The organism is Chitinophaga sp. 01L420 (assembly GCF_056399985.1).
Genome location: NZ_JBFTSK010000088.1, coordinates 1 through 12,074 on the forward strand (window position 1 = coordinate 1; position 12,074 = coordinate 12,074).

The following is a 12,074-nucleotide window of genomic DNA, read 5'->3' on the forward strand; positions in this document are numbered from 1 at the left end:
GGATTGAACTGTTCCTTGCCCAATGCACGGAAGGCGATGTTTACTACATATTCTCCCCTATCCTTTAGTATCCGGATAGCAAAGTTGCGCTGTAAGTCTGTCAGCACGGGTGTTTCCGTATTTTCATTCCATCCCCATGCTGCATGTTCGGGGAATACTAACCTGCATAATTCCTCCCGCAGCGAAAGATTCATTTCGTCATAATAAGAGAGCATGATATCCAGTCTGTCCTGCCTGCCCAATACCAAACGTCCCATCGCCTGCAAAGCATCGTTCCTGTCAAATTTGATATTCATCCAGGAAAACACTTTGCCGCTAAACAATAGTTCCTTGTTGCCCGTCCGTTGTACGATGGCATGTAAACGATCAAACAGCGCCGGGAAATGTGTATCATAAAAAGCGCCATTATTAAAAGGGAGGGAATTAATACCGGCCAATGCCATGCCCAGCACGGCTTCGTCCTTATCATCCAGCGCCCTGTTAAACAGGGGCATATTTATATTGTAGTATTTTGTCTCTTGCGCAAACTTCAATGCCAGGCAACGTTTTTCTACATTACCATTATCAAACAATTCTATTATCAAAGGTCTGGTGGTAGCTACATCGTACACGCCCATGGCCCATAACCCCATATATACGTCCATGTTATTGGCGCTCTTTACTGCGGCTGGAATCAGCGCCGGCGTTTGTAAGTATTCATGTGCTTTYTCCAGAAACAACTTCACGGTGCTTTCTTTTTCGGCCTCCCAACCCAAACCTGCCCATACATCAAGGGCACGTACTACAGAAGAAAACCGCGTCATCTTGTTATCCAGCAGTACTTTCGTCATGTATTTCAATGCACCCACAGAGGTTTCATCCAAAGCTTCCAGTACCGTTTGCCGCAGCCCTTCCTGGCGCTGTGCTGCCAGCAGCAGCTTTTCTACCAATATCCAGGCACTTTCCTTACTACTGTTCAGCAATGCCTTAATGATGGAACGTGTTACTTTCCCGATCTCATCTTTATTAAAAATGATGTCTTCCATCAGCGATAATACTTCGGTATTGCCCATATCTATGGCGGCAGACCAGATCCTGAACAGGTTGCTGCTTTGAAATGTCTGGTCGTACCGTACCTGCTCTGTCACGCTTAAATCAAAGCTGCTCACCTTCACGCCGGACTCATAGGTCACCTGGTAAGCCTGTGGCATGGCCAGGAGGATAAAATTCAGCTGGTTCACAAAATATACTTCGCGGTCATGCGGCGCCGTAAAGGAGCGCCGGTAAGAATCGCTCTGGTACATCTGAAAAGGGATTTGCTCCCAGGCATATTTTACATAGGGTGCGTTCTCCGTTCCGAAAATATATACCAATAAATTCCAGGCGGCCGGATCATTCCATTCGGCGGCAGGTAATAAAGCCGCAATGCGGTCATACCGCTCACTCTTATAGGTCAGTTTTCTGCGATAATTGTAATCACTGTCGTTACGGTTTTCGTCAGGTGACTCGTGAATAAACAGCAATGCCAGTGCTGCCATTTCTTTGGTTAACAATGGGTGGGTGGCATTTCCGGCGCATACAGTATCCAGTTCCGCTGCCATTTTTTTCAAATAATCAGGAAGTTCCCGGGTTTCCAGGAATTGCTTTGCATCCATAATAAAGGTCTTTGCTGTGGGTGACGGGTTAAAATAATTCTTCTCTACCAGATGCTTCCGGCGAGAAAGGTTAACCTTACAAAAGTAATCACTGTATCGCTATTCAGCGAAAATTTATCGGTTAATTGTTTAATTTCTTCCTCCTTGATAAATACAGCAAACAGGCCATCTTCAAAGGCCTGCAAAGCAGTATCTATGGCCTTTTGAAGGTCGGCCTTGTTTTCGTTATAAATGCTGCCGAAACCTGCTTTCCCGTTGGCTACACCGCTTTCTATCTGCTCTGCAGAAAGGAATGGCAGAAGGTTTTTCTCCAGCGGTTTATTGTTGTAAGCAGTTACCTGCTGTTTCACAACCGCCACCAGCAACTCACGGAGAGAAGGATGATCGGATAACGCTTCCACTTCCAGCGATTGCCTGTCTATTAACGCATGTTTCCTGCCGGGTTGTTTTACACTGATCGTTATTTGCATATCAACATCACTTTGGGTCCGGCAAAACTAACGCAAAAACCCATTTATCCCAATAATTGTGCTTTGATCTTAACCCGTAAGCATGTAACTTGTCAATGGCAATCTGTCCCGCTGCCCGGCCCCTGACATGAAAAGAATACTATGCCTGGTCACCAGCCTGCTACTGCTGATAAATTCCCGGTTAACAGGTCAGACACAATTACCATACATACTCAATGGAGCCGCCACCCAGCGCACCTGCAACTGCTATGTGCTCACTCCGGACAACCAATTCATCAGCGGCACCGTCTGGAATAAAAATAAAATTAATCTCCTTCAGTCTTTCAACTACGTATTTGATATCAACCTCGGCTGTAAAGATGCTACAGGCGCAGATGGTATCGGGTTTATTCTGCAAACAAAAGGTACCAACCTCGGCGCCACCGGACAGGGACTGGGCTTTAAAGGTATCTCTCCTTCTCTTGGCGTACTGATAGATACCTGGCAGAATACGGATGAAAACGACCCTCCCTACGATCACCTGGCCATACAAATGAATGGTTTAACGGATCATAACAGTGCTGGTAATCTCGCAGGGCCGGTAACGGTGATAAAGGATAACGACAACGTGGAAGACTGCCAGTGGCACCTGTTCCGCATTAAATGGGATGCGGCGTTGCAACACATGGAAGTGAGCATAGATAATGAAGTCCGGCTAACACTCGATAAAGACCTGGTCAATGATATCTTTGGCGGAGACCCCAATGTTTTCTGGGGCTTTGCGGGTTCTACAGGTGGCAGCTCCAACCTGCAACAGTTTTGTGCTGCCCTTAGGCCGGAATTTAATTTTAATCCCCAACAGGTATTCTGCGATGGCACTCCTATACAGTTTAAGGACAATTCCAGCTCATTCGGTGCCATTACCAGCTGGTGGTGGGATCTGGGAGATGGAACCCTGTCTGCCGCCCCGCAGCCTCCTCCACATGTATACCCTGCAGCGGGACATTACGAAGTAAAACTTGTGATTGAAGATAACAGCGGCTGCAAATCCGATACGTTGAAAGCCCCTTTTACCGTAGGGTCGTACCCGGTAGTCGATTTCGGGCCCAGTCTCTTTTGTCTGAATGCACATACCAATATGAAGGATCTTACCACCATCAAGGTAGGCACCCTGCAAAAATGGGAATGGGACTGGGGAGATGGCACTACGGCCACCGGCGCCGCGCCGCTGGCGCCCTTTACCACAGCAGGTTCGCGGCAGGTACAACTCAGGGTTACCTCTGCAGAAGGTTGTGGCAGTACCTTCGGAAAATCAATACTGGTGAGCCATACACCCGTAGTTAGCGGCACAGGCGAAAATGTTTGTCTTGGTGTTACCACCAACTTCCAGGGTGTCAACAACACACCCAATGTCCCGATACAGCAATGGAACTGGGACCTGGGCAATGGTATCACGCAAACGCAACAGCGTGCCACTTATCGCTATGCAGATACCGGATACTATCCTGCACGGCTATACGCCATTAGTGCAGAAGGTTGCCAGTCCCCTGTTACAGATGTTCCGGTTACCGTAACGGCCGTATATGCACGCGCCGGCAGCGATACCATTGTAGCCAACGGACAACCCCTGCAACTACAGTCGCAATGGAATGATCCCCGTTTACAATACACCTGGTCGCCTGCTACCGGTCTTAACAATCCTTATATTCCCAACCCCATCGCTGTTTTACATAAGGACCAAACCTATCGCCTCACCCTCCTGTCTCCGGAGGGATGCCATGATGAAGATGTCATCAATGTAAAAGTGTATGAAGGCCCTGAATTTTACGTGCCCAATGCATTTACCCCCAACAACGATGGACGCAATGATATTTTCCACGTCATCGCTGCCGGGGTACCCAGGCTCGATTTCTTCTGTGTCTGGAACCGCTGGGGCCAGGAAGTATACCGCAGCGCCGACCTTCCCGGTGGATGGGACGGCACCTGGCAAAGTCAGCCCGCTCCTGCCGGCACCTACGTTTGGATGGTGCAGGGAGTGGATTACACGGGCAGACGCTTTAGCAGAAAAGGAACGGTAACGCTTATACGATAACTATACGCGGTAACAAATGGCATTAATATTCATGCCCGCCCCTACAGAGGCAAACAGGATCACATCACCTGCATGCACCGACTGGTTAGGGATTTCACCCCTTCTGACCATGTCATATAAGGTAGGCACCGTAGCAACAGAACTGTTGCCAAGCACATGAATATTCATCGGCATGATATCAGCTGGTATATCCTTGATGCCGTATAATGAATAGAAGGCCTTGATAATGGCAATGTCCATTTTCTCGTTGGCCTGGTGAATGAAGATCTTATTCACCTCTTTAATGTCTATATTTCCTTTATCCAGACAGTCTTTCATAGCTTCCGGCACACGTTTGAGCGCAAACTCATATACCTTGCGACCCAACATCTTGATATAACGGATACGCTTATCCGCTTCCGGCGCATAAGACATGCCCATATAAATATAGTTCAACTCATCATTGGCGTACGACTGTGCACTGGCACTGATAATGCCGGCTGAATTACCGGCACCTTCAAAAGCCTCCACGATCACGGCTCCTGCCCCATCACTGAAAATCATACTGTCACGGTCATAACGGTCTATCACACGACTCAGGGTTTCGGTTCCTATTACCAGGCATTTCTTTGCCAGTCCGGCTTTAAAGAAAGCATCTGCCTGAATTAACCCCTGTATCCAACCCGGACAACCAAATAACACATCGTATGGAATACAGGCCGGATTACGGATACCTAATGCCTGTTTCACCCTGGAAGCCAGTGAGGGCACGGCATCTGATTGTATAGTATCTTTTAAAACATTGCCAAAATTATGCGCCAGAATAATCTGATCCAGCGTTTCAGGATCCGTTCCTGCATCTTTAATGGCCGCTACAGCAGCTGCTACAGCCATTTCCGTAGCATTCATATCTACATCTGCATACCTGCGCTCAGAAATACCTGTTACCTCCTCAAATTTGCGGATGATGTCCGCCCCTTCTGAAGGTATCCGCTCTTGTCGGTCACTGTAGAATTCCTGGTTCAAAAAATCATTATTTAGTTTTTTGTTAGCAGGAATGAAGCTACCAGTACCGGTTATAACTGTTCGCAATGTTTGAATCATAGTCTGATTTTTGAGCTGCCACCTGACAGCCCCGTCCGATAAAGATACAAACATTTGCTTTTGGGAGGTAATTGCGCCCACACAATAAAAAGCTAACCGGATAAATCCGGGTTGCTTTTTACGGCAATAGTACGAGGCACATTAAAAGTATACAGCTGCACACTTACCTTGTCCTGCTGCCAATCAAAATCCAAAGTACCTGCATCCATTGTCTTTTCGTCAAACAGTTGAAAGGCAGCAGGATCTTGATTCCGGCGCTTTCCTGATCAATGTTGAGATACAGATACGAAAACATCATTCCGCTGCTACCACTTCATAAGCGTTGGTACCGTTATTGGAAAATGGCTGATAATAGGTGCCATTATAAACTACATATTTTTTGCCATCCAGCGTTGCCTCTGTTGCGCCAGATGGTATTTGGGTGACCACTGCACCTGCCGGAGGCGCCACCACCGTGTAAGAAGAACCGGATTTTGAATAAAAGGCGCCACTGTAATAATAGTAATTATTACCGCCGGCGGGCACCATCGTGTACCCCGAAGGCAACGTGGTCACCACGGCGCCTATTGGCGCCGGCACTACTGTATAACCGCCACCGGAAGGTGCCGGTGCATAATAGACCCCCTGGTCATAATGATACTTCTTATCATGAATGGAAACAATGATAGCAGTGGTAGCCAGCGTAGCTACCAGGAATCCGATCGGATGCCATACGGGGCCCCAGCTGACATACGGGCGATAGGGATGGTAGTAATAATTGTAACGACCCGGATATACCCTGGCGGCAGGTCGATTGATCACCGTTACATTTCTGTTCACCACATTCACATTGCGGTTTACATTCACGTTGTTATTACGGTTGATGTTAACGTTATTCCGGTTATTGACGTTTACGTTATTGTTCCGGTTAATGCGGGTGTTGTTATTATTATTAATCCGGTTATTATTATTCCGGTTAACCGTGTTATTCCGGTTTTGATTAAACTGGTTATTGGCTGGTCTGGCGGCCTCTCCTGGGCGATTGGCGGCCTGTTCAGTTCCGCAGGGCGGTTAGCCGGTCTGTTCACCTGGGCAGGGCGGTTGGCGGGTCTTGCAGCCGCTCCGGGGCGATTGCCAGGCCTGCCTTCCCTTCCTCTTTGTGCGGAAACAGATGTTGTTGATAACAACATCGTAAAAAATGCCAGTACAGCCATACATTGCTTTGCAGAGGGAAAATGCATAATACAGGATTTATAGATTAAGATCATCATCTATAACCCCTAACACCCTGCTATCAATGATTGTTCTGAGAACGCTGTTTCTTACTTCAGCTGCTTAAACAGTTCCATCAGCAATTCATAGGAATGTAAACGGTCCCCCTGGTCATAAATATGTGCGGTAGCAATTACTTCATCCACCTGTGTTTCGTCCAGGAACTGCTGTAGTCCTTGCTGTACGGTATCGGAGCTACCAATAAAAGAGCAGGCCAGCATTTGCTGTGCGTGAGCTGCTTCATATTCATTCCATACGCCTTCCATACTGTCGATCGGAGGTCCCATGCGGCGCAGGCGGCCACGGATAATGCCGAGGAACAACTGGTAAAAAGAAGTAGCCAAGCGATTAGCGGCAGCATCCGTATCGGCGGCGATCACGTTTACACAAGCCATGGTATACGGCGCCTGTAAAAACTCTGAAGGTTTGAAATGCTTCCTGTAAATACTCAGGGCTGCATGTAATTGTGCGGGAGCAAAATGACTGGCAAAAGCATAAGGCAGTCCCATGGCGGCGGCCAGGTAGGCACTGTCGGTACTGGAACCCAGTATCCAGATAGGAATATCCAATCCTTCGCCTGGAATAGCTCTTACAGGGCCGGTATGATTATCAAAAGAGAGGTATTGTTGGAGTTCCTGCACCTGTTCGGGGAACTCGTTACCAGCGCCGAGACGGTCGCGGCGCAATGCGCGGGCGGTGACCTGGTCTGTACCCGGTGCCCTTCCCAACCCCAGGTCAATCCTCCCGGGGTAAAGGGAGGCCAGCGTACCAAACTGTTCAGCTACCACCAGTGGCGCATGGTTAGGCAGCATGATGCCACCGGAACCTACGCGGATCGTATGGGTACCACCGGCAATATAGCCGAGCAGTACAGCCGTAGCGGAACTGGCCACACTCACCATGTTATGGTGTTCTGCCATCCAGAAGCGCTTATATCCTAATTTTTCTACGTGTTGTGCCAGCCTCAGACTGTTGTGAAATGCATCAGTGGGCGTTTGTCCTTCCAATACCGGAGCCAGGTCTAATACTGACAGCGGACGTTTTATTCCATGCTTACTCATACTTCAGACGGTTATATTGGTTCGTTCCTGCAAATTTACAACAATGCAGCCGACGAGCAGGAGCCGATAACCTACAGGTAAGCAAGTAGGTATTAGCAAAGCAGCCGCATAAACGATCGGGATTGACGCAGTGGCGCACCACCGCAGGTAGCTGATTATTCGCCCAGCAGCTTTATAAAATCCGTTGCAAACCGGTAAGCATCCCCCGGCCAGCGGGCAGACAGGTAATGGCCGTCCAGTACTGTGAAGCCCCGGTGCAGATGATGGGGATCATCTCTGAACATCGGTAAGGGACCTTTAATAAAATGACCGGCTTCACTAAGACTAGCCGTCACTTCTGTTTGTACCGTAGTGGAATAGGTGAGATAATAATCTTTCAACCAGAATTTTGTGAGATGATAAGCCGCCAGTTCCTGTGATTGTAACAACGCAGTTGTTTTGTAGGTATGCAACACGGATTTCCCTGTTTGCAGATCCTTGCTCCTGGCCGCCAGTACTACACCATGGCAAATGGCGCCAACAGGTTTTTGTGCTGAAAAAAAACGGGCTACTGCCTGCTGCAGCGAAGCAGATTCCAGGTATGCCTTCATGCCTTTATCATGGCCACCGGGCAACAACAACGCATCAAAATCATCGGTCTTTATCTCTCCATATTTGCAGGGGTTGCAGAAGGCGTCACTGTTCGACATCTGGTGATAAGCCGCCACTGCATCTTTCCTGGCCTGTAACAACCATTTCCAGATACCCAACTGCTCTCCTCTCAGCATCCGCATATCCGCCATAGCGCTGTAGCCTCCTGGCGTGGCAAACTGTACGTCATACCCCTTTGCCGTCAAAAGCAACCAGGGTATGGCCGCTTCAGTCGGATCAAAACCATAATCGGGTAACGGTACCAGTACCTTCTTCATGCAGCGGTTTTTTGATAATGCGGGCGGAGTCAGGGAAAGAAAGATAGCAAAAAAAATATTTAACTGACAGTAATTCGTAATTTCATTGGCTAAAACAGGTTATGTTACGCGATATCGATGTCTGGTTTGAATCGCAGCCAGAACCCACCAAAGGTTGTTTGCTCGCGCTGAGGGCGCATCTGCTGCAATACAATCCACATATCACAGAAGCATGGAAATACCGCATGCCCTTTTTTTGTTACGATGGCAAAATGTGTTGTTATCTGTGGGTACACAAACAATTACACCAACCTTACCTCGGCATCGTAGAAGGCAAACACATTACACATCCCCTTTTACAGGTAGAAAAACGGGCACGTATGAAAATCCTGCTCATCAATCCCCTGGAAGATATTCCAATGGATACCGTGAATGATATTCTGAACAAAATGGTGAAATGGTACGCAGCCAAAAAAAGATAGGACCAACGCACAAGAAGTTTTTTTAAAAGATCAATACCGCTAGTAGTATAATATATATCACCAGTTTAATGATCCGCCAGCGGTTCGTACGAAAATGACGGGGACGCGTAAAATCAATATTAATACGCTTCATGAAATAACTCAGCTTCCCCTGCCCCATCACGGTTTTAAACATTCCCCATTCATTACTGCATCTCAGCAACGTCATATAATACCCCACCTTCATTTCTTTAAAACCCATGCCCGATGCCCGGATATAATTGATCACCATATCAATCAGCGGAACGGCTACTAATAAGATCAGCCATTTCTGCCAGCTGAGATACAAAGAAAATAAAGGAGCGCTCAACAATACCAATAGCATTCCTTCCACAGGATTAGGAAACGCATACCAGGTAAACTGTTTGAAGCGGGGCAGCAATAACGCCATACCTTCTCCATAACGTTCAAAGCRCTTGTAATGCGGTTGTCCGTCATTCCACCAGGGATGTGTTACCCTGGCTTCTTTCACGCAAAGAAAGCGTGCATTGTTACGCAAACAAATCTGCGCCGGCAGGTCTACATCTTCCCCACCACCATTTTTTGGAAAAATGGTGGAAAAGCGCAATTCCTGCATGGCCGCACGATTGTACACCATATTGGCAGTAACACCCCACATAAATTCATCCTTCGTGTTGGCAATCGTGAATATAGTGGTCAATCCCGCCGCTGTTAACGCCCGCGTGAAAGTATTCATGGGTGCAGGAAAATCAGTTAATCCAATAAATCCTATCGACGTTCTGTTGGCTTCAATCGCTTTTACATATTGAAAAAGCAAGTCCTCATCTGCTACAATATCATCATCCAGGAACAGCATCCAGTCGCCGTTTCCCCCATTAATTCCTTTATTCCTGCTCTCCGCTGCGCCTAAGTTCTCCGGGTTAATAAACAACTGTATTGCCCCTTCTTCTGCCAAACGCATTATTTCTTCACCTGGCTTCACCTGCGGATTATCCACCACTACATAGTAGTTAAATCTCCAGCCGCCGGGTTTAGGCAAATGAATCAGTGGTAATAAATATTGCTCATCCAACCGGAAAGTTGGAATGATTATATCGATGGAATTGGAAATTGTTAACATAGGGCGCGAAGATAAATAACATTCTTTTTCCTTTCACAATTCGAAAAAAATAATAACTCCTCTATATTTCCTGCAACTGTTGAAGATTTCCTGTTAACAGCATTTTTTGCATGATTCAAAAATAAGGGGAATCGTTTACGCATAAAAAAAGGGGTGGTAAGAATACCTCCCCTTTAATATTTTAACCATATCCTATGAAAAACCTGAACCAAAGATATGTTCCTCCTCGTTAGTTCAATGGGTTATTTCGTGAACGCATCATATTACCCCGTGAATGCATGAAATTGGCCGATGTTAACCGGCACTTAACAAATTTCGCAGTGGTACAGTTGTAAAAAACACGCTTAATAAATAAATGGGGGATGCTCTGAAAGTGCAGTGTGGCCGGGAGTTCTATAAATAAAAAAAGGGGTGGTAAGAATACCTCCCCTTTAATATTTTAACCATATCCTATGAAAAACCTGAACCAAAGATATGTTCATCCTCGTTAGTTCAATGGGCTATTTCGTGAACGCATCATATTATCCCGTGAATGCATGAAATTGACCGATGTTAACCGGCACTTAACAAATTTCGCAGTGGTACAGTTGTAAAAAACACGCTTAATAAATAAAAGGGGATGCTCTGAAAGTGCAGTGTGACCGGGAGTTCCATCAATAAAAAAAGGGGTGGTAAGAATACCTCCCCTTTAATATTTTAACCATATCCTATGAAAAACCTGAACCAAAGATATATTCATCTGCGTTAGTTCAACAGGTTATTCCGTGAACGCACGATAATAGCATGTGAATGGAGGGAATTAGCCACTGTTAACCGCCTGTTAACAAAAAACGCCGGCTATTAGGCGTGCAAATAACACCTTCTTAATTGCCCAAAGTTTTGAGTGCAAGATAAGACATGAGGCCAGCGCCGGTTTCCAGCGCTTTTTCATCGGCGTCGAAAGTCGCCGTATGTAAACCGGAAACAATGCCCCGGTCTTCATTGCGTACGCCCAAGCGGTAAAAGCAAGCATCTGTCACCTGTGAGTAGGAAGCAAAATCTTCTGCTGCCATCCAGATGTCCAGGTCTGCTACCTGTGCTTCTCCCAGGAACTCAATGGCATATGCGCGGCTGGCGGCAGTGAGTTTATCTTCGTTGATCAGGACAGGATATCCTCTTTCTATTTCAATATCGCAGGAGCCTTCCATACCTTCTGCTATGGAGATGGCCATCTTTTTAATTTTTTCATGGGCCGCATTACGCCAGGTTTCGTCGAGAGAGCGGAAAGTGCCCAGCAACTTCACCTCATCCGGGATCACGTTGCTGGCGCCGTTGGCGATCATTTTCCCGAAAGATAATACAGAGGGCGACAGCGGGTTAGCGCGGCGACTCACAATCTGTTGCAGCGCAATCACGATATGACAGGCAATCACCACCGGGTCAATGCCCAGGTTGGGCATGGCACCGTGGCCGCCTTTTCCTCTTACGGTCATGGAAATTTCATCGTTGCTGGCCATGTAGCGCCCGGACCGGAACCCCACTTTGCCTGCCGGCAGTTCCGGCATCACGTGTTGCCCCAGGATATGCGCCGGACGTGGATTTTCCAGTACGCCCGCCTTGATCAGCAAACTGGCGCCACCGGGAATGACTTCTTCCGCCGGCTGAAAAATAAATTTAACCGTCCCCGTAAATTCCGTTTTCATACGGCTGAGGATACCGGCTACCCCCAGCAGGGACGCCGTATGCACATCGTGGCCGCAGGCATGCATCACCCCTTCGTTCCGGGAGCGGTAAGGCACTTTATTCAATTCCACAATGGGCAAGGCGTCTATATCCGCACGCAAGGCTACCACCTTATCGGATGGCGCTGCGCTGCCCTGTAATAAAGCAACAATACCGGTATCAGCCATCCTTTCAAAAGGAATATCCAGCGCCCGCAGTTTGTCTTCTATGAAAACGGCCGTCTGGTATTCCCGGTAGGAAAGTTCTGGATTTGTGTGCAGGTGGCGGCGATTTGCCRTAGCCTCCTCCAGCAG

11 protein-coding genes are annotated in these 12,074 nt (G+C 47.5%); 3 read left to right on the plus strand and 8 right to left on the minus strand.

Annotated features, from left to right (window positions below):
- Both AC1DP6_RS35575 and AC1DP6_RS35580 read right to left on the minus strand, forming a co-directional pair.
- Positions 1 to 1,634, minus strand: a 1,634-nt coding sequence (locus AC1DP6_RS35575; RefSeq protein ID WP_477059153.1) for a DUF5724 domain-containing protein, incomplete at its 3' end; no start/stop codon positions are given.
- Positions 1,635 to 1,678: 44 nt separating this feature from the next.
- Positions 1,679 to 2,104 carry a hypothetical protein gene (locus AC1DP6_RS35580; RefSeq protein WP_477059154.1) on the minus strand — a complete coding sequence of 142 codons (426 nt, stop codon included), beginning with the start codon at positions 2,102 to 2,104 and terminating at the stop codon, positions 1,679 to 1,681.
- A gap of 127 nt (positions 2,105 to 2,231) precedes the next feature.
- Between AC1DP6_RS35580 and AC1DP6_RS35585 the strand changes: the two genes are divergently transcribed.
- Positions 2,232 to 4,175, plus strand: coding sequence for a lectin-like domain-containing protein (locus AC1DP6_RS35585; protein WP_477059155.1), 1,944 nt, complete (start codon positions 2,232 to 2,234; stop codon positions 4,173 to 4,175).
- Here AC1DP6_RS35585 and AC1DP6_RS35590 read toward each other — a convergent pair whose 3' ends face one another.
- A complete protein-coding gene (locus AC1DP6_RS35590) occupies positions 4,176 to 5,258 on the minus strand; it encodes a 3-oxoacyl-ACP synthase III family protein (protein WP_477059156.1) in 1,083 nt (360 codons plus the stop codon). It abuts the gene before it with no gap.
- A 294-nt stretch (positions 5,259 to 5,552) separates the two neighbouring features.
- On the minus strand, positions 5,553 to 6,104 hold the full coding sequence (locus AC1DP6_RS35595; RefSeq protein WP_477059157.1) for a DUF6515 family protein: 552 nt from the start codon (positions 6,102 to 6,104) through the stop codon (positions 5,553 to 5,555).
- 129 nt (positions 6,105 to 6,233) lie between these two features.
- Between AC1DP6_RS35595 and AC1DP6_RS35600 the strand changes: the two genes are divergently transcribed.
- Positions 6,234 to 6,494, plus strand: coding sequence for a hypothetical protein (locus AC1DP6_RS35600; protein WP_477059158.1), 261 nt, complete (start codon positions 6,234 to 6,236; stop codon positions 6,492 to 6,494).
- 65 nt (positions 6,495 to 6,559) lie between these two features.
- Here AC1DP6_RS35600 and AC1DP6_RS35605 read toward each other — a convergent pair whose 3' ends face one another.
- Together AC1DP6_RS35605 and AC1DP6_RS35610 are read right to left on the minus strand one after the other, a co-directional pair.
- Positions 6,560 to 7,570 carry an LLM class flavin-dependent oxidoreductase gene (locus AC1DP6_RS35605; protein ID WP_477059159.1) on the minus strand — a complete coding sequence of 337 codons (1,011 nt, stop codon included), beginning with the start codon at positions 7,568 to 7,570 and terminating at the stop codon, positions 6,560 to 6,562.
- Positions 7,571 to 7,725: 155 nt separating this feature from the next.
- Positions 7,726 to 8,478, minus strand: a complete 753-nt coding sequence (locus AC1DP6_RS35610) for a type 1 glutamine amidotransferase domain-containing protein (protein WP_477059160.1) — start codon at positions 8,476 to 8,478, stop codon at positions 7,726 to 7,728.
- 101 nt (positions 8,479 to 8,579) lie between these two features.
- Here AC1DP6_RS35610 and AC1DP6_RS35615 point away from each other — a divergent pair, with 101 nt between their 5' ends.
- Entirely contained in the window at positions 8,580 to 8,939 is a 360-nt protein-coding gene (locus AC1DP6_RS35615) for a DUF1801 domain-containing protein (RefSeq protein ID WP_477059161.1), read from the plus strand.
- Between the two features lie 22 nt (positions 8,940 to 8,961).
- Here the strand turns inward: AC1DP6_RS35615 and AC1DP6_RS35620 are convergent, their stop codons facing one another.
- Complete coding sequence (locus AC1DP6_RS35620; protein ID WP_477059162.1) at positions 8,962 to 10,059, minus strand: glycosyltransferase family 2 protein; 1,098 nt, start codon at positions 10,057 to 10,059, stop codon at positions 8,962 to 8,964.
- 863 nt (positions 10,060 to 10,922) lie between these two features.
- The coding region (locus AC1DP6_RS35625) for a M20 metallopeptidase family protein (RefSeq protein WP_477059163.1) at positions 10,923 to 12,074 on the minus strand (1,152 nt) is incomplete at its 5' end.